General features: G+C 60.9%; 19 protein-coding genes and 1 tRNA gene. 5 read left to right on the top strand and 15 right to left on the bottom strand.

The features are described 5' to 3' along the window. Positions 1-61: 61 nt before the first annotated feature. The 11 genes from AF337_RS43730 to AF337_RS19195 form a co-directional block, all read right to left on the bottom strand. The gene (locus AF337_RS43730; RefSeq protein ID WP_167347777.1) at positions 62-226 is read right to left on the bottom strand and encodes a hypothetical protein; all 165 of its coding nucleotides are present in this window, start codon (positions 224-226) and stop codon (positions 62-64) included. A 158-nt stretch (positions 227-384) separates the two neighbouring features. Continuing rightward, on the bottom strand, positions 385-573 hold the full coding sequence (locus tag AF337_RS19240; protein ID WP_049733306.1) for a hypothetical protein: 189 nt from the start codon (positions 571-573) through the stop codon (positions 385-387). 162 nt (positions 574-735) lie between these two features. Further along, positions 736-1485, bottom strand: coding sequence for an ABC transporter ATP-binding protein (locus AF337_RS19235; protein WP_049733305.1), 750 nt, complete (start codon positions 1483-1485; stop codon positions 736-738). After that, a complete protein-coding gene (locus tag AF337_RS19230; RefSeq protein ID WP_049733304.1) occupies positions 1482-2315 on the bottom strand; it encodes an ABC transporter ATP-binding protein in 834 nt (277 codons plus the stop codon). The genes AF337_RS19235 and AF337_RS19230 overlap by 4 nt, the downstream gene beginning before the upstream one ends. Beyond that, positions 2312-3247 carry an ABC transporter permease gene (locus tag AF337_RS19225; protein ID WP_049733303.1) on the bottom strand — a complete coding sequence of 312 codons (936 nt, stop codon included), beginning with the start codon at positions 3245-3247 and terminating at the stop codon, positions 2312-2314. Before AF337_RS19225 ends, AF337_RS19230 begins: the two co-directional genes overlap by 4 nt. Then, complete coding sequence (locus AF337_RS19220; protein WP_049733302.1) at positions 3244-4311, bottom strand: ABC transporter permease; 1068 nt, start codon at positions 4309-4311, stop codon at positions 3244-3246. Before AF337_RS19220 ends, AF337_RS19225 begins: the two co-directional genes overlap by 4 nt. An 18-nt stretch (positions 4312-4329) precedes the next feature. Then, positions 4330-5973: an ABC transporter substrate-binding protein gene (locus tag AF337_RS19215; protein ID WP_049733301.1), complete on the bottom strand. Its 1644-nt coding sequence runs from the start codon at positions 5971-5973 to the stop codon at positions 4330-4332. 100 nt (positions 5974-6073) lie between these two features. Beyond that, on the bottom strand, positions 6074-7132 hold the full coding sequence (locus tag AF337_RS19210; RefSeq protein ID WP_049733300.1) for a dipeptidase: 1059 nt from the start codon (positions 7130-7132) through the stop codon (positions 6074-6076). A gap of 149 nt (positions 7133-7281) precedes the next feature. Continuing rightward, on the bottom strand, positions 7282-8307 hold the full coding sequence (locus tag AF337_RS19205; RefSeq protein WP_049733299.1) for an ABC transporter permease: 1026 nt from the start codon (positions 8305-8307) through the stop codon (positions 7282-7284). A 34-nt stretch (positions 8308-8341) separates the two neighbouring features. Beyond that, a complete protein-coding gene (locus AF337_RS19200) occupies positions 8342-9883 on the bottom strand; it encodes a sugar ABC transporter ATP-binding protein (RefSeq protein WP_049733298.1) in 1542 nt (513 codons plus the stop codon). A gap of 69 nt (positions 9884-9952) precedes the next feature. Then, positions 9953-10882, bottom strand: coding sequence for a sugar ABC transporter substrate-binding protein (locus AF337_RS19195; RefSeq protein WP_049733297.1), 930 nt, complete (start codon positions 10880-10882; stop codon positions 9953-9955). Between the two features lie 372 nt (positions 10883-11254). On the opposite strand from AF337_RS19195, the gene AF337_RS19190 reads away from it, so the two are divergent. After that, positions 11255-11752: a DUF1993 domain-containing protein gene (locus AF337_RS19190; protein WP_049733296.1), complete on the top strand. Its 498-nt coding sequence runs from the start codon at positions 11255-11257 to the stop codon at positions 11750-11752. A gap of 6 nt (positions 11753-11758) precedes the next feature. Here AF337_RS19190 and AF337_RS19185 read toward each other — a convergent pair whose 3' ends face one another. Next, on the bottom strand, positions 11759-13330 hold the full coding sequence (locus AF337_RS19185; protein ID WP_049733295.1) for an alkaline phosphatase family protein: 1572 nt from the start codon (positions 13328-13330) through the stop codon (positions 11759-11761). Then, the gene (galE, locus tag AF337_RS19180) at positions 13308-14291 is read right to left on the bottom strand and encodes a UDP-glucose 4-epimerase GalE (RefSeq protein ID WP_049733294.1); all 984 of its coding nucleotides are present in this window, start codon (positions 14289-14291) and stop codon (positions 13308-13310) included. Before galE ends, AF337_RS19185 begins: the two co-directional genes overlap by 23 nt. Before the next feature lie 210 nt (positions 14292-14501). Between galE and AF337_RS19175 the strand changes: the two genes are divergently transcribed. Further along, complete coding sequence (locus tag AF337_RS19175; RefSeq protein WP_049733293.1) at positions 14502-15146, top strand: ThuA domain-containing protein; 645 nt, start codon at positions 14502-14504, stop codon at positions 15144-15146. Positions 15147-15303: 157 nt separating this feature from the next. On the opposite strand, the gene AF337_RS19170 is transcribed toward AF337_RS19175, so the two are convergent. Continuing rightward, positions 15304-15558, bottom strand: coding sequence for a DUF2934 domain-containing protein (locus tag AF337_RS19170; protein WP_049733292.1), 255 nt, complete (start codon positions 15556-15558; stop codon positions 15304-15306). 250 nt (positions 15559-15808) lie between these two features. Between AF337_RS19170 and AF337_RS19165 the strand changes: the two genes are divergently transcribed. Both AF337_RS19165 and AF337_RS19160 read left to right on the top strand, forming a co-directional pair. Then, a complete protein-coding gene (locus tag AF337_RS19165) occupies positions 15809-17239 on the top strand; it encodes a DUF6880 family protein (protein WP_049733291.1) in 1431 nt (476 codons plus the stop codon). 37 nt (positions 17240-17276) lie between these two features. Continuing rightward, entirely contained in the window at positions 17277-17837 is a 561-nt protein-coding gene (locus tag AF337_RS19160; RefSeq protein WP_049733290.1) for a DsbA family protein, read from the top strand. A gap of 54 nt (positions 17838-17891) precedes the next feature. Here the strand turns inward: AF337_RS19160 and AF337_RS19155 are convergent. Beyond that, positions 17892-17981, bottom strand: a tRNA-Ser gene (locus AF337_RS19155). A gap of 303 nt (positions 17982-18284) precedes the next feature. On the opposite strand from AF337_RS19155, the gene rplU reads away from it, so the two are divergent. Continuing rightward, positions 18285-18602: a 50S ribosomal protein L21 gene (gene rplU / locus AF337_RS19150; protein WP_003543907.1), complete on the top strand. Its 318-nt coding sequence runs from the start codon at positions 18285-18287 to the stop codon at positions 18600-18602.

Genomic DNA, 18602 nt, shown 5'->3' with positions numbered 1-18602 from the left:
TCAACCAGAAAAGGCGATAACCGCCGCAACGCCGGCATCTGCCGCGTCTATCACTCGCCGATTACCCGACGATCCCGCAAACCATGGCCACGACGAACAGGAATGCCGCCGTGAAGATTGCTCCATGGACCGCCATCTGAAGCCTATGGCGCGTGGTGATCGGCTTCTTGGTCGCTGCGGAACCGTACTGGTTCACGTGAGCATGCGAAATACCCAGATCTGCCATATGTCGCCTCCGTTGTTTTTAAGCGGCCGGTTGTGCGGCTCGCGGTCATATTCTTATTTTCTCTATCAAGTAGGTAGAGATAAATTTCCGTCCAGAGCGAACGAAAGAGAAAATTCAACCAGCCCTTTTAGCAGTTCGTCTTTTTAGCAGCCCGCTTTTTAGCAGACTGTGCGCCATGCCCAGATCCACGAGCGCTCGACGGCGTCTTCGGTCTGAGACGGGTTGGCGGGGATCTCGATCAGCCGACGATCCTTTTCCGCAGGAATGGAGACCGAAGCCTGGTCCCGGCGATCGGCTTTCACGGGAGGATCGAGGTAGCCCATGGTCATCCCACCGAGAAAGAACATGCCTCAACCTCCATTGATCACGAAAGCTAACAATCGTTAACAGGATCATGACAGAAGCGGGGCGGCTGTCAATAGTCTAGTTGAATGGTCGTCTTTTAAGGAAGTCTTATCCTTAACGCCACCGCCGGTCTTTTCTTTTCAAGGAATTGAAAAGATTACCCTTCAGGCTTTGACGAAGCCCTTGCTCGCGATCATCAAATTTCTCGTGTAGTCCTCATGAACCGCACCGCTTGCCAGATCTTTCGAACTCAAGCGTTCGACAACGGCGCCGTTGCGCATGACCGCCAGCCTTTCGCACATATGGGTGATGACGCCGAGATCATGGCTCACCATCACGAAGGTGAGCTTGCGGTCGCGCCGGATCTGCTCCAAGAGGTTCAGCACCTCGGCCTGCACCGAGGCGTCGAGCGCCGATGTCGGCTCGTCGAGCAGCAGGATCGACGGCTCGACGATCAGCGCCCGGGCGATCGCCACCCGCTGCCGCTGGCCGCCGGAGAGCTGGTGCGGATAGCGGAAACGGAAGCCGTTGCCGAGGCCGACCTCGTCAAGCGCGCGGGCGATGCGCATCTCGCTGTCGCCAATGCCGTGAATCGCCAGCGGTTCGAGCAGGAGCCGGTCTATCGTCTGGCGCGGATGCAGCGAACCATAGGGGTCCTGAAAGACCATTTGCACGCGCCGATAGAAGGTTTTGCTGCGCTTCGAACCCTTCAGCGCTTCGCCATCGATGCGTATCGCCCCGCCGCTGATCGGCGCCAGCCCGGCCACGGCCCTGAGCAAGGTCGATTTTCCCGAGCCGGACTCACCGACGAGGCCGAAGGATTCGCCGCCTTCGACCGTGATGCTGACGTCTTTCAGCGCATGAAATTGATCATAGACGACGCTGAGGTCGTCGGCCTCTAAAGCTGCGCTCATGCCGCCCACTCCGGCCTGCGATCGAGCACCGGCAGCGGATGACGGTTCTGGCCGATCTCGGGCATGCAGTTCAGCAAGCCTTGCGTATAGGGATGCTGCGCATGTCTGAGATCGGCGGCCGCGAGCTCCTCGACGATCTTTCCGGCATACATGACGATGACCCGGTCGCAGAAGGAGGAGACCAGCCTCAGATCATGAGAGACGAAGATCAGCCCCATGCCGCGCTCCGCCACCAGCCTGTCCATGATTCTGAGCACATCGAGCTGCACCGTCACGTCGAGCGCCGAGGTCGGCTCGTCGGCGATCAGCAGTTCAGGCCCGGCAATCAGCATCATGGCGATCATTGCGCGCTGCCCCATGCCGCCCGAAACCTCATGCGGATGCAGGTCGAAGACACGTTTCGGATCGCGGATCTGCACCGCCTCCAGCATGGCGAGCGCCCGCTCGCGCGCTTCCGCCTTGCCGACCTTCTCGTGCGTGCGCAGGGTTTCGCAGATCTGCCGGCCGATCGTCATCACAGGATCGAGCGAATATTTCGGATCCTGCAGGATCATGGCGATGCGTTTCCCGCGCAGCCTGCGCCTTTCGCCGGCGGACGCCTTGAGAAGGTCGATGCCGTTGAATTCAAGCCTGTCGGCGGTGACGATGCCGTGTTTCGGCGTCAGGCCCATGATCGCCCGGCCGGTCTGCGACTTGCCGGAGCCGGATTCGCCGACGATGCCGAGCCGTTCCTTGCCGAGCGTGAAGGAGACGCCGCGCACGGCCTCGATCACCCCGGTGCGCGTGGGATAGCTGACCTTGAGCTTATCGACCGTCAGAAGTGTCGTCACTGGCCGGCCTCCTTCGGATCGAGCGCGTCGCGCAGGCCGTCGCCGAGCAGATTGAAACCGAGGCTGACGATGAGGATGGCGATGCCGGGCATCGCCGCGACCCACCATTGATCGAGGATGAAGCGCCGTCCCGAGGCGATCATCGCCCCCCATTCCGGCAGCGGCGGCTGTGCCCCGAGACCGAGGAAGCCGAGACCGGCCGCCGTCAGGATGATGCCCGCCATGTCGAGCGTCACGCGCACGATCAGCGAGGAGATGCAGAGCGGCATCACATGGCGCAGGATGATGCGGAACGGCGAGGCGCCCATCAGCTTCACCGCCGAGATATAATCGGACCGCCGGACTGTCAGCGTCTCGGCGCGGGCGATGCGGGCATAGGGCGGCCATGAGGTGATGGCGATGGCGATGATCGCGTTCTGGATGCCGGGACCGAGGGCTGCGACGAAGGCGAGCGCCAGCACCAGCTTCGGAAAGGCGAGGAAGATATCGGTGATACGCATCAGCGTCGCATCGACCCAGCCACCGGCATATCCGGAGACCGTGCCGACGATCAGCCCGATCGGCGCCGAGATGACGGCGACCAGCACGATGACGAACAGCGTCAATCGCGATCCGTAGATCAGCCGCGAATAGATATCGCGGCCCTGGTCGTCGGTGCCGAGCAGGTATTCAGCCGTTCCCGGTGGCAGCAGCCGGGCATTGCGCAGATCGCCGACGACGGGATCATGGGTGGCGATGAGATTGGCGAAGGCGGCGATGAAAAGTAGCGCCACGATGATCAGCAGGCCGACGACGGCGAGCCGGTTGGCGGTGAACTGCCGCCAGGTGACATAGGCGCGGCCGAGGCGGGCCTGCAGGCGCGATTGCGGCCGGTCGGACAGCAGCCATTCGCGGCGGCTCATCGCAGGAAATGGGCTGGCGGGAGCGGTCATCGGTTTCGCGTCCTCGGGTCGAGCGTCCGGTAGAGAAGGTCGGACAGAAGGTTGATGCCGATGAAAACAGTGCCGATGACGATGGTGCCGCCGAGCACGGCGTTCATGTCGGCGTTCTGCAGCGAATTGGTGATGTAGAGCCCGATGCCCGGCCAGGAAAAGACGGTCTCGGTCAGCACCGAGCCTTCGAGCAGGCCGGCATAGGAAAGCGCGATGACGGTGACCAGCGGCACTGCGGCATTGCGCAGCGCATGACCCCAGATCACCCGCGTTTCCGAAAGCCCCTTGGCGCGCGCGGCAACGATATATTCCTGCGAAAGCTCGTTCAGCATGAAGCTGCGCGTCATGCGGCTGATATAGGCGAGAGAGAAATAGCCGAGCAGCGATGCAGGCAGGATGATGTGGCGGAAGACGTCGTAGAAGACATCCCATTGCCCCTGCCAGGCACTGTCCAGCAGATACAAGCCGGTAATCGGCGTGAACGTATATTCGAAGACGATGTCGATGCGGCCGGGAAACGCCACCCAGCGCAGCTGCGCATAGAAAATGACCAGCGAAATCAGCGCCAGCCAGAAGATCGGCACCGAATAACCGACGAGGCCGACGACGCGCACGACCTGGTCGGCGATGCTGCCACGGCGCACGGCTGCGAGTACGCCGAGCGGCACGCCGACGAAAGCGCCGATCAGCGTTCCGAGCGTCGCAAGCTCGATGGTTGCCGGCAGGACACGGCGGATATCGACCATGACGGGATTGGTCGTCAGCACCGAATTGCCGAAATCACCGGACAGTATGCCTTTGATATAGATGAAGAACTGCTGATAGAGCGGCAGGTTGAAGCCCATCTCCTGGCGCACCCGCTCGACGACATGGTTGGGCGCGCGGTCGCCGAGAATGGCGAGCACAGGATCGATCGGCACGACGCGGCCGATGAAGAAGGTGACGGCCAGCAGGCCGAGATAGGTGGTGACGGCGGCAAACAGGAACCGCCCCAGCGCCTTTGCAAAGGCCCTGGCACGGCCCTTTCGGGGCCGCGCCTGCTGTGTTGTTTCGACGGTGCTCAAGCGATCGATCCTGCCGGACTATTCCTTGGCGATCGGACCGACGAAATTGGTGTCGAAGCTCGGACCCAGCTTGAAGTCCTTCAGGTTCTTGCGGTAACCGGCCACTTCGGTCTGCTGGAAGATGAAGACGAAGGGGCTGTTTGCCAGATACTTCTTCTGGATATCCTGATAGATGGCGGCACGCTTGGCGGCGTCGCGTTCGAGAAGCGCGGCCTTGGCCTGCTTGTCGAGCTCCGGCGCTTCCCAGGTGTTGCGCCAGGCGAGCGTCTTGACCGTGCCGGCATCGGAATTGTCGGGATTGCCGGTAAAGGTATCGGCATTGGAATTCGGGTCGAAATAGTCCGAACCCCACTGGCCGATATACATGTCATGGGTGCGGGCGCGGTACTTGGTCAGCGTCTGCTTGCCGTCACCCGGGATGATTTCCATCTTCACGCCGGCCTGCGCCAGCGTCTGCTGCATGGATTCGGCGATGCCGGTCACCGGCTGGTTGTTGCGCACATCCATGGTGATCGAGAAGCCATCGGGCACGCCGGCCTTGGCGAGCAGTTCCTTGGCCTTGGCGACATCGAGCTTGTAGGGATTTTCGTCAAGCGCGCCGAGCTGGCCCTTCGGCAGGAAGGTCTGGTGGATTTCGCCGATCCCCTTGATCAAGGTCGCGCCGATCGCATCGTAGTCGACCAGATATTTGAAGGCTTCCTGCACCTCGGGCTTCTTCAGGTTCTCGTTCTTGTTGTTGAGGCTGACATAATAGATCGTGCCCTTCGGCGCACTCGTCGTCGCCAGATCGGCATTCTTGGAAACGGCGTCGATATCACCAGGCTCGAGGTTGCGGGCGATATCGATATCGCCGGCTTCGAGCGCCAGCCGCTGGGCAGCGCTTTCCTTCATATAGCGGTAAATGACGCGGTTGAGTTTCGCCTTGTCGCCGTAATAATTGTCGTTGCGCTCGAGAACGACGACTTCATTGGCCCGCCATTCGCGCAGCTTGTAGGCGCCGGAGCCGGCATAGCCGGTTTTCAGCCATTCATTGCCGAAATCATTGTCGTATTTGTGCTCGGCATCCGGCGTCACCGCCTTCACATGCTCCATCACCAGCTTCTTGTCGACGATAGAGGCGACCGTTGCCGTCAGGCAGTTCAGCACGAAGCTCGGCGCATAGGCCTTGTCGACGGTGAAGACGAAGGTGCCGGCATCGGCCGCCTTGGCTTTTTCCGTGACGTTGTCGCCGGTCAGGCCAAACTGGGTGAGGATGAAGGCCGGGCTCTTGTCGAGCTTGACGGCGCGCTCGAATGACCAGGCGACGTCTTCGGCGGTGACCGGATTGCCGGAGGCGAATTTCAAGCCCGATTTCAGCTTGAACGTATAGGTGAGACCGTCATCGGAAACGCTCCAGCTCTCCGCCATATCACCCTTCACCTTGGAGGTATCGTCCATGTCGAGACGGACGAGCAGGCTGTAGCTGTTGCTGGTGATTTCGGCCGTCGAAAGCTCGAATGCCTCGCCCGGATCCATCGTGATGATGTCGTCGATGGCGAACCCTTCGACCAGCGTATCCTTGGGTGTCTCGGCGAAGGCGGAAGGTGCCGCCATCATCAGCAGCGAAAGAGCGGCCCCTGCGGAAAGCAGGCGGAAATTGCGGCTGAGCTTGGTGATCATCATTGTCTGTTCCCCTGTTCTTGATTGATTACGAAGCGTTTTGTCGGTCATGCCTCATTAAAACTATTGTCCACTCCTGCCGCGTCCAGAGGCGCGCAGCGCTTTAGGCGCGGTCCTCCCGCCAGGCTTGCGCCAGAATGCGAATCCAATTTTCACGGGCAAGTTTCGTGAGATCGGCCTCACCATAACCAACCTCCCTGAGAGCGGCAATCAGCTTCTGATTGCCGCTGGCATCGCCGATTTCTTCAGGAATGGTTGCCCCGTCGAAGTCCGATCCGAGGCCCACGCAGTCGATGCCGATTCGGTTCACCAGATAGTCGATATGGCGGATCATGTCGGCAAGCGGGGTGTCGCTGTCCGAGCGGCCGTCGGGGCGCAGCATGGCGGTGGCATAATTGATGCCGACGAGCCCGCGGCTTTCGCGGATCGCATCGAGCTGCCTGTCCGTCAAATTGCGCGCGACCGGCGTCAATGCGTGGGCATTGGAATGGCTGGAGACCAGCGGCTGGTCGGTCGTCTTCGCCACGTCCCAGAAGCCCTTTTCGGTGATATGGGCAAGGTCGACCACGACGCCGAGACGATTGCATTCCTTGACCAGCTCGAAACCGGCATCCGTGAGGCCCGGTGCCGTGTCCGGCGACATCGGGAAGGCGAAGGGCACGCCGTAACCGAAGACATTGTGCCGGCTCCAGACCGGCCCGAGCGACCGCAGCCCGGCTGCATAGAATACCTCGAGCGCCGCAAGATCGGCGCCGATCGCCTCGCAGCCTTCCATATGCAGGACGGCGGCGAAAATATTGTCGGCCATGGCGCCGCGGATATCTTTCACCGTCCGGCAGAGCCGCCAGGCGCCGGCCTGGTCGAGCCGCAGCGCGATCGCCGCCATTTCAGTGGCAATGGCAAGGGAAGGCAGTGGATCGAGAGGGGCCGCCATCGGCGTGACATAACGGCCGTCGGCATCCGGATCGGCAAAGACCAGATCGCCCGAGGGAATGTAGATCGCGCAGAGACCGCCCGAAAGCCCGCCCTCTCTCGCCCGGCGCGCATCGATATGGCCGAGCGTCGTGCCGTTTGCGAATTCCGCGATCGGGTCGCTGCCGTCTTTTGAATGTGTCCAGAGTCGAAGGAGAACGTCGTTGTGACCGTCAAATACGAATTGCATCTGTCTTCCTGCGCTGCCCGAGCGGGAAGACCAGAATAGAAAAGCTGGCGGAATTCGCCACCTCTTTTTTATAAATTCCGCCCTGGCGCTCTAAAAACGGAACGGGGGCCGAAGCCCCCGCAAAAACCATCGGATCGCACCATCTGAGATCAGTGCTTGCGGCGCTTCTTCTGCCGGTAGACGTCGATGACCACAGCCGCGACGATGATCAGACCTTTGACGATCTCCTGGTAATAGGCGTCGATCCTGAGGAAGGTGAAGCCCGAAGTCATGACCCCGAGGATGATGGTGCCGATGACGGTGCCGGTAATGCGCCCGACGCCGCCGGTGAGCGAAGTGCCGCCGATGACGGTCGCGGCGATCGCGTCGAGTTCATATCCGACGCCCATGCTGGCCTGCGCGGTTTCGGCGCGTGCCGCCGTGACGATACCGGCGAGACCCGCCAGCAATCCGGCGATCACATAGACCTTGACGAGGTGCGCCTCGATGTTGATGCCGGAAACGCGTGCCGCCTGCGGGTTGGCGCCGATGGCATAGGTGAACTTGCCGTAACGGGTGTAGCGCAGCGCAATGTGAAAGATCAGCGCAACGACCAGGAAGACGACGACCGGCCAGGCTTTGGTGCCGATGAAGTGAAACTGCTCGGTGATCCCGGAAACCGGCTGTCCCTTCGTATACCACTTCGCGACACCGCGAGCCGAAACGAACATGCCGAGCGTTGCAATGAACGGCGGGATTTTCGTGTAGGCGATGAGCGCGCCGTTCGCGAGACCGGCGGCGGCCCCGATCAGCAGCCCGATCATGATCGGCACGAAAGCCGGAAGGTCGGTCAGCGACGGGAAGACCGCCCGTCCCCAGGTCGACGACTGGGCGAAGCTTGTGGCGATCATCGCCGTCATGCCGACGACCGAGCCCGAGGAAAGATCGATGCCGCCGGTGATGATGACCTGCGTGACGCCGACGGCGATGATGCCGATGACGGAGACCTGCAGGATCATGATCGTCAGACGCTGCGAATTCATCAGGAAGCTTTGGCCGATGAACATCCAGCCGAGCGCTTCATAGATGAGCGCGATGCCGACGAGCACGAGGAAAATGCTGAGCTCAGTCGGCAAGCGCCGCCGCCTTTGCCGGGTTGCGAGCGGAGCCGCGCCCTCTGCTGCCTTGGTACTCATGTCAAACCTCCCTTTGGCGATCACGGACGGCGCATCACTGCGCAGCCAGCTCCATCACCTTGATCTGCGTTGCTTCATCGCGATTGAGGAAACCGGTCACGCGTCCCTCATGCATGACCATGATGCGGTCGCTCATCCCGAGAACCTCGGGCATCTCGGACGAGATCATGATGACCGCGACGCCGTTTCGCGCCATTTCGGTGACCAGCCGGTGGATTTCCGCCTTGGCGCCGACATCGATGCCGCGCGTCGGCTCGTCGAGAATGAGGATGCGCGGATTGGTGAGCAGCCAGCGCCCGATCAGCACCTTCTGCTGATTGCCGCCCGACAGATTTTCCACCCGCTCGTAAAGATTGGGCGTCTTCACCCGCAGCTTCTTTGCCATGTCTTCGCAGGTCGCCTCGATGGCGCCCTGCTGCACGAAGCCGCCCTTGACATATCTGTCCTGGAGCACGGCGATCTGCATGTTCTCGAGAATATCGAGGATGAGCAGACAGCCGGTATCCTTGCGGTCCTCGGTCAGGAACGCCATCTGGTGACGGATAGCCTCGGTCGGCGAAGAAATCGTCACCGGCTTGCCGTAGAGCTCGATCGAACCGGAGCTTGCCGGCGTCACGCCGAACAATGTTTCGGCGACATTCGATCGCCCCGAACCGACAAGGCCGGCCACCCCAAGGATCTCGCCTGCCCTTACCTCGAAGGAGACGTCCTTGAAGACACCGTTGAGGCAAAGATCCTTGACGGAGAGCATCACCTCGCCGATCGGCACCTCTTCCTTGGGGAACATCTGGGTGATCTCGCGCCCGACCATCATGCGGATGATGTCGTCGCGGGTCACCTCGGTCGAGGCATGCGTGCCGATATAGCGGCCGTCGCGGAAGACCGAGAACTCGTCGGCGATCTCGAACAACTCGTTCATCTTGTGGGTGATGTAGACGATGCCGATGCCCTGCGCCCTCAGGTCGCGGATAATGCGAAAGAGATGCTCGACCTCGCGCTCGGTCAGCGCCGAAGTCGGCTCGTCCATGATCAGCACGTCGGAATTATAGGAAACCGCCTTGGCGATCTCGACCATCTGCCGGTTGGCGACCGACAGGTACCGGACCTCGATATCGGGATCGATGTCGATATTCAGTCGGGCAAACAGCTCTTCGGTCATGCGATGCATGACGCCGTGATCGACGAAGCCGAAGCGGTTCTTCGGCTCGCGGCGGATCCAGATATTTTCGGCGACCGTCATGAACGGCATCAGGTTCAGTTCCTGATGGATCATGGCAATGCCGTTCTCCAGCGCGTCGAGCGGAGATTTCAGCTGGATCTCGATGCCCTTCAGGCGGATATCGCCTTTGTCAGGTATGTAGATGCCGGCGAGGATCTTCATCAGCGTCGATTTGCCGGCGCCGTTTTCGCCCATCAGCGCATGCACGGAGGCGCGCTTCAGTCGGAACTGCACGTCGTCGAGGGCGACGACACCGGGAAATTCCTTGCGAACGCCCTCGGCGCTCAGCAGATATTCCGCATTCGGGACTGCACCGCTCGCACGCACGGCGGCCATGGTTGTCGGGCTGACGGCCATATCATCTCCTCCGGATACGGACAGGCGAAAAGGATGCGGGCAAAGCCCGCATCCCGTTTGGCGTTCGCCTCAGTTCTTGGTGACGAAGTCCTTGACGTTTTCAGGCGTCACGAGCTGGAAGGGAATATAGACCTTCTTCTCGGTCTTTTCGCCCTTGGCGAGCTTGAGCGCCGTGTCGAGCGAGCCCTTGCCCTGGCCGGCGGCATCCTGGAACACCGTGACGTCGAGATCGCCTGCCTGCATGGCGGCAAGCGCGTCCTGCGTGGCGTCGACACCGCCGACGACGACCTTGGTCATATCCTTGCCGGCCGCCTTCAGCGCCTGGATGGCGCCGATCGCCATTTCGTCGTTGTTGGAGATCACCGCGTCGAATTCGATGCCGCTGGAGAGCCAGTTGGTCATCAGGTCGGCGCCCTGGGTGCGATCCCAGTTGGCCGTCTGCTCTTCGACGATCTCAAGACCCTTGCATTCATCGGTCTTGATGACGTCATGGACGTCCTGGGTGCGCATGCGCGCAGCCTGGTTGGAAAGCTCGCCCATGATGACGACGACCTTGCCCTTGCCGCCGAGAATGCGGCAAACTTCCTTGGTCTCCAGCGTGCCGGATTCCTGCTCGTTGGATGCGACGAAAGCCTGCTTCTCCGGCAGCGTGTCGACATTGACCGGCTGGCGGTTGACGTAAACAAGCGGAATGCCGGCATCGGCAGCAAGCTTCGACATTGCCGTGGTCGCATCGGTATCGACAGGGTTGACGATGATGGCATCAACCTTGGAGGCGATGAAATTCTGGATCTGGCTCTGCTGCTTGGAGACGTCATTCTGCGCGTCTTCGACCTGCAGCGTCACGCCGCTCAGCGTCTTGGCATAATCGGTCATGCCGTTGCGCAGAACGGTCAGAAAGTTGTCGTCGAATTTCGCCATCGAAACGCCGACGGTTTCTGCGTGAGCGGCCGTCGACATGACGAGCGCCATCGCAGTGCCCAGGATAAACTTTTTCATTTTCACTTCCTCCACAAACGGTGCCCGGCTGCACCCTCCTCACGCCGGAGCTCCAGGCATTTGCCCTGGAGCCGGAATTTTCCCGCCGCCTCTCCTGCGGCGCTCCGCATAAAACGGAACAAACAAACCGTAAAATTTGCTCTTCGGAATATTCATTCCATTTTCTGGGAACGGCGTCAAGCCTCTTTAGCGGCAACGAGATCGGGAAGAAGGCGCAAGGCCGCGCACTTTACGATCGGCGCCTGCATTGCCTCTGTTGTGAAAGGCGAAAGCCGCCTCCATCTATGGGAGGCTCGAAGACAAGGCCGCGGCCGCAGGCGTCTTCGATCTCTCGACGCGGCCGGTCATTTAAGGATTTTGGAGACAGGGCAAATGTCCATTTCGATCTATCGCCTCACCGTTCCGATGTTCCAGCGCGGCCTCGCCAGCCTGAAAACCTATCTCGACAAGGCGGAAGCCTATGCGAAGGAAAAGAACATCGATCCCGCCGTCTTGGTCGCCGCGCGTCTCGCGCCCGACATGCTGCCGCTCTCCGGCCAATATCAGCGCGCCAGCGACAGCGCCAAATTCACCCTCTCCAGGCTGACCGCCACCGACGCCCCGAAGTTCGAGGACAATGAGAAGACGTTCGACGAACTGCGCGAACGGCTGGCCAAGACCGAAGCCTATCTGGCCGGCTTCTCGGAGGACGCGCTGGAGGGCACGGAAGCCCGGGACATCACTTTGCCGGGCAAAAGCGGCATCGTGCTTCCTGGAAACGAGTATGTCACCGTTTTCGCCCTGCCGAACTTCTATTTCCACGTTGCCACGGCCCACGCCATCCTGCGCAATCAGGGTACGCCGATCGGCAAGCGCGATTATCTCGGGTAAAAGGCATCAGGGCCGGTGCGTCACCGGCCCTTTTTCCGTCAGCTCGGTATAGGCAAGCGTCTGATCGAGATGCCGCGCCCGCAGCGACAGCAGCTTTTCGGCATAGCCGAGCCGGATTGCCGCATAGGCCGGATCGCCGGCAATATTGTCGAGCTCCATCGGATCGTCGCGGAGATTGAAGAGCAGCGGCGGCAGTGCGGTAAAATGCACATATTTGAACCGCGCGTCGCGGATCACCGCAAGATTGCACTCATTCGACCTGAGCCCGAAATGCCGCTCCGACTCGCCCCCGGCAATATCGCGGAAATCGAATTCCCAGAATGCCGCGTCCCGCCAGCCCGCTCCGCTCCCGCCCTCGACAAAGGGCATCAGCGATCGGCCGTCGAGCCCGTTTTTCGCCTCGATGCCGAGCCTTTGGCAAAGTGTGGGAAAAATGTCCGCGGCACTGGTGAAATCGTCGACGACCCCGCCCGCCGCCCCGCTTGCGGGATCGCGAATGACAAGCGGAATGTGGTAGCTGCCGTCGAAGAAACCGCCCTTCCCCAGCGTCCAGTGATCGCCTGCCATCTCGGCGTGATCCGAGGTGAAGACAATAAGCGTATCGTCCCAGGCGCCCGCATCCTTCAGGGCCTGCCAGATCCGGCCGAGCTGCGCATCGACCTCTGCGATCATGCCGTAATAGATCGCTCGGATCGCCGCGAAATCCTCGCCATCCCAGTCGCTGAGCGGTCCCGTCGCGCCGTGGATGAAACTGCCCTTGCCGGTGCGCGGCATGGCAAAGGCGAGATAGGGATGACTTGCCTGTTCCGTTTGGGCGTTTGCCGCGCGCGCAAAAGCCGGCCCCTCACCGGGCTTGAACATCCGGTTGAACGGCGCCGGCACGGAAAACGGCGGATGCGGCCGTAGGAAAGACACATGCGCAAACCACGGCCTGTCCTGTTCGCCCAGCCAGCGAATGAACTCGCCGGCGAGGAAGGCCGTCTGGGTCTCGTCGCTGGAATAGGCCGGCGCCGCATCAGAAATGTCGCCGGCGCGCGCGCCGACGGGAATATGAATGTCGCGGCTGACGGCGTCCCGATGGCCGCGGGACCGGAGCCAGGAGAGCCACTGCCTTTCATGCTCCGGCAGCAGCTGGCGTGCGGTAAAGCCCGGCAGCACGCCTTCATAAGTGGTCAGATGCGGGTCATTGGCATCCATGCCGCGCGGATCGGGCGCCGTGTCGGTATAGCCGAACAGCGTCGGGTCATAACCCGCCCGCCGGGCGGCCAGCGCCAGATTGTCGAAGCGGGCATCGAGCGGCGAACCATTGCGGCAGACCCGGTGGTTCATCTGGTAGAGGCCGGTATAGAGTGTCGCCCGCGCCGGTGAGCAGGGTGCAGCCCCGGCATAGTGCCGCCGGAACAGCGTTCCCCGGCGCGCCAGCGCATCGACATTGGGCGTTTTCACGCAAGGATGACCGGCAGAAGACAGACAATCGCCACGCCACTGGTCCGCCGTGATCAGCAGGATATTCGGCCGACGGTCGCTCTCAATTCCGGCTGGCTCAATTCCGGGCTCAGTGCTGGTTGGATTTTGCATGCCAGTTCCAGGCGGAACGGATGATCTGACTGAGATCATACTGCGGCACCCAGCCGAGCACGTCGCGCGCCTTGTCGTTATTGGCGACCAGCGTATGCGAATCGCCTTCGCGCCGGCCGATATATTCCACCGGGAAAGGCCGGTTCGACACATCTTCGATCGCGCCGAGCAATTCCCTGACCGTGGTGCCGGTGCCGGTGCCGAGGTTGAGCGCGACGGATTGCCCGCCCTTCAAGAGATATTCGACGGCGCGCACATGCGCATCGGCCAGATCCAGCACATGGATATAGTCGCGCACGCAGGTGCCGTCGCGCGTCTCGTAATCGCTGCCGAATACCTTGAAGCCCTGGCGGCGGCCGAGTGCCGCGTCGATCGCCAGCGGTATCGCATGCGTTTCCGGCTGGTGCCATTCGCCGATCCGGCCTTCGAAATCGGCGCCCGCCGCATTGAAATAACGCAGCACCACCGAGCGCAGGCTTCGGTACTGGTCGTAATCGGCAAGCGCCTGTTCGACGATATATTTCGTCCGCCCGTAGGGATTGATCGGCACCTGCCGGTGCGTCTCGTCGAGCGGCACGCTCTGCGGCAAACCGTAGGTGGCGCAGGTAGAGGAGAAGACGAAGGCATTGATGCCGGCCGCCTGCGCCGCCGAAAGCAGCGTCAGAGTGCCGATGACATTGTTCTCATAGAAGGAAACCGGATCCTTGACCGATTCGCCGACCTCGATCAGCGCGGCAAAATGCAGGATCGCCGCCGGTTTGTGCTTGGCCAGCACCTCGTCCAGCCGGGTGCGATCGCGAATATCGCCTTCCTCGGCCGGCCCCCATTTGACGAACTCGCGATGGCCGTTGGAAAAATTATCGAAGACGACAGGCTTGTAGCCCTTGTTCGCCAGGTCGAGACACGTATGCGAGCCGATATAACCGGCGCCGCCGACGACAAGAACCGTTTCACCTGCCATGCACCACCCTTATTATTAGCGAGAGATAAAAGAAACCTAGACGAGATACACGTCAATAAAAAGAAGGAATTGCGATAGGCGTGAACGGACAATAGGTCAAATGCCGAACCGCCCCTGCGGCAGTCGGAATTATTCGCGTGATTTGCATAACCGCCCGTTTTAAGGGGCATTCACAACATGGACCGCAGCAATCAGCCAGGGAGCGCGCGAATGAGGAAGGCATTGGTCGTTTGGGGCGGCTGGCAGGGCCATGAGCCGGAGCAATGCGCTCATATCGTCGCCGACCTGCTGCGCGAGGACGATTTTGCGGTGGAGGTCACCGCCGATCTCGGCATATTCGGATCGCCGACGCTCGCCAAAGCCGATCTGCTGGTGCCGATCATCACCGGCGAAAAGCTGGAAAAGCCTCACGCCAGCGCCCTGGTCGAAGCCGTGCGCGGCGGGCTGGGGCTTGCCGGCCATCACGGCGCGCTCGCCACCTCCTTCAAGGAAAGCGCCCCTTTCCGCTATGTCTCCGGCGTCACCTGGGTCGCCCATCCCGGCAACATCATCGACTTCCGCGTCGCCGTCACCCGCCAGGACGATCCGGTCATGGAAGGCATTCCCGACTTCGACTACCGGTCGGAGCAATATTATCTGCACTATGACCCGAGCGTCGAAATCCTGGCGACCACCACCTTCACCGGCGCCTACGATCCTGCCGCCCGCAATGTCGTGATGCCTGTTGTCTTCAAGCGCCATTTCGGCGGCGGCCGCATCTTCTATTCGGCGCTCGGCCATGTCGCCGCCGAATTCGACCATCCCTACATGCCGCTGATCCTGCGCCGCGGCCTGAGCTGGGCCGCCCGCCAGTAGATTGGCTGTATCGGGCACCGTTCGAGGGCGGCTGAACTCTATCCGAGAACGCTTTCGATATTCCCCGATGCTGATGTCATTGAGGTGGCGACGCCTGCCGGCAAGACCGATCGTCCGCCTGGAATGCCGCTGAATATTCGAGAGGTGGCAATAAGGCCTAACGAGCCGCTTTCAGCTGCAGGTCGGTCTCGACGGCAGGGACCGCCTCGTCATAGACCCGCATCAGCCGCCCGGCTGCCTTCAGCTTCTCGATGAGATCGTTTCCATCGGGCGAGGCTTTGGTCAGCTCCAGCTGCTCGAACTCCCTCAGCGCCTGAGCCCAATGGCTTTCCCCGCGCCCATCCGGCCTGCCTTCCGATTCCCACAGTGAATAAGCGCGCTGGCTGACCCAGGCGTCTTTATTATGACTCATGACAAACCCCAGCGGAAAATTTGGAAGCAATGTTAAACAGGTAACAAGGTGCCAAAACCGGCTTTAGGAGTCGTTACGAGGCAGCGTTATTTTTTAGCTAACGGTCATGATTCGGCGAGACTAAACGCCGATAAAAACATACGAATTCGCGGCATGGCTGCACCCGGAATTATCCGGCGCCGCCTCACGCGGCACCTTGGACCGACTTCAACGCTGAGATACTGTCCGCCTGAAACGACAGCGGTGATCCATGGCAGCAAAGACCACTCTCAACGCAAAAAATCTGGAAGCGCTCGGTGCGCAGCGTCTCGCCGAACTGCTGATCGAAATCAGCACCGGCAGCGCCGCCCATAAACGGCGGCTGCGCATGGAACTGGCCGGCAATCAGGGCAGCATCGAGGTCGCGCGTGAGATCCGCAAGCGCCTCGGCAGCATCGCACGAGCGCAGAGCGTCATCGAATGGCACAAAGTAAAAGCCGTCAACGCGGACCTCGAAACGCAGCGGTCCGCGATCGTCACCGTCGTGGCCGCCGACGATCCGAAGGAAGCGTTCGATCTCATCTGGCAATTCCTTGCCGTTGCCGATTCGATCTTCCACCGATCCAACAGCAACGACATCGCCTTCACCGAGACCTTCCATCAGGCATGCGCCGATGCCGGCGTCATCGCCAGCTCCGCGGGAATCGGTATCGATGTCCTTGCCGACAAGGTTTTCGCTGCGTTGCAGGATAACGACCACGGCCAATATGACCCGCTGATCGCCGAGATGGTTCCGGCGCTGGGCAAGGCCGGCCTCGACCGTTTGAAGAGCCTCCTGGTGCAATGGTTGAACGAAGCGGAGGAGGAGCCTGCCGGCGCCGACCGAAAAATTCTCGGCTGGGGCGGCAGCGAAGCGAGCTACCTGAACGAGATCTATGCCAGGCATCGGCAACAGGCGGCGCGTATCGCTCTGCAGGACATTGCCGATGCTGAGAATGATGCCGATGCCTTCATCGCCCAGCAGCCGGAAGAGACCTTAAGGATGCCGATGGTCGCGATCGCGATTTCCGACCGCTTGCTCCTGGCTGGACGCGCCGAGGAAGCATTGAGGATTTTGGACGGCGTCGACAACCGGTTCGAAACGCCCTTTGAATGGCAGGAAGCCCGCGCCGAAACGCTCGAAGCGCTCGGACGGGGGGAGGAAGCCCAGGCCTATCGATGGCAATGCTTCGAGCAGTCGCTGAACGGTGAGCATCTTCGCGCCTTCCTGCGAAAGCTCGCCGACTTCGACGACATTGAGGCCGAAGAGAAGGCATTCGCCTTCGCGCACGGCTTTCCTGATGTTCATCGAGCCCTTGCCTTTTTCCTCGCCTGGCCGGCAGCGGCCGAGGCCGCGAAACTCCTCTCCAGGCGCCAGGCGGAACTGGACGGCGACCTCTACGAACTGATGACGTCGGGCGCCGAAATGCTGCGGGAGAAACACCCACTCGCGGCAACCATGCTGTTGCGGTCGATGATCGGCTTCGCCCTCGATAACGGCCGATCCAGTCGTTACCGGCATGCCGCGCGCCATCTGGCGGAATGCGCCGCGCTCGCGCCTCATATCGACGATTTCGGCGACGCCCGGCCTCACGACGCCTATGTCGACGAGCTGAAGCGTCAACATGGAAACAAGCATGGCTTCTGGGGCCTAATACATTAAGCCGCATACCCGATTCACGAACGGAAAGGACATCGCTATGACCGATACTTCGTGGCACGCAGATCCCTTGAGCTGGGGCAATGGCCCACGCATATTCGAAGCCTTCCTCGAGCCGACGGATCCCTACTCGGCCAAAGCATTCAACAAGCTGGACGCCCTTCTCGATCAAGCCGGCGAGGATAGGATCACAGTGAAGATCCGCCTGCAGTCGCAACCCTGGCATATGTATTCCGGCGTGATCGTCCGCTGCATCATCGCAGCCTCGACGCTGGAAGGCGGCAAGGAGACGGCAAAGAAGGTCATGGCCGCCATCGCTACGCATCGAGAAGAATTCGAGTTCGACCACCATGCCGGCGGCCCGAACATGGACGTGACGCCGAACCAGATCATCGAGCGCCTGGAGGGCTTTAGCGGCATCAAGCTGAAGGACGCCTTCGCAATCCCGGACCTCGACCGGGAGATCAAATGGCACTGCAAATATGCCCGCCAAAACGGCATCCACGTCTCGCCGACCTTCATGATCGATGGGCTGGTGCAGGCGGATATGAGCAGCGGCGACGAGATTGCGGCCTGGGTGAAGAAGGTGCTAGGTCACTGACGCCTAGCTATACCAACTCCTGAAATCACAAGCGTTGGCGCGCTTGAAGCATTATGGCGGAGAGGGTGGGATTTGAACCCACGATACCCTTGCAGGTATGCCGCATTTCGAGTGCGGTGCATTCGACCACTCTGCCACCTCTCCGCGGTCTGGTCGGCGCTTGTTCGGCGCGGGCGTTCTCATAACGAGCCTGTGACGGGTTGGCAAGCCGAAAAGTCGAAGCATTCCATCCTTTTGCCTTGACACTTTTTTGTCACTCGCGTATTTCGGCTGCGCACTAGGTATGGAGTAATCCGTGCCTTAGCCGTCTCGCGCTTGCGCGGGGCTTCACCGGCAGGAAGAACTCGAGGCCAGCCCTCTGAAATCCCTGCTTAACCTAGACTGATAAAAAGACGGCCACCCTGCTGATCAGCGGGGAGAGCTGGAACGAACATGAAAGGATAAAAAATGTTCGCAGTCATCAAGACCGGCGGTAAACAGTACCGTGTGGCAGCCAACGACGTGCTGACCATCGAAAAGCTGGAAGCCACCGCTGGCGACTCCATTGAATTCACCGAAGTGCTCGTGATCGGCGAAGGCGCCGACGCTGCGATCGGTGCGCCCTTCGTTACCGGCGCCTCTGTCAAGGCAGAAGTCGTCGAACAGAACCGCGGCAAGAAGGTCATCGCCTTCAAGAAGCGCCGCCGTCAGAATTCGAAGCGTTCGCGCGGCCATCGTCAGCATCACACGGTCGTCCGTATCACGGACATCGTGGCTGCCAAGTAA

The sequence above is a fragment of the Rhizobium ecuadorense genome, from assembly GCF_001187535.1.
Lineage (GTDB): Bacteria > Pseudomonadota > Alphaproteobacteria > Rhizobiales > Rhizobiaceae > Rhizobium > Rhizobium ecuadorense.
The sequence above is the reverse complement of the archived record's forward strand: the minus strand, read 5'-3'. Positions and strand labels throughout refer to the sequence as shown.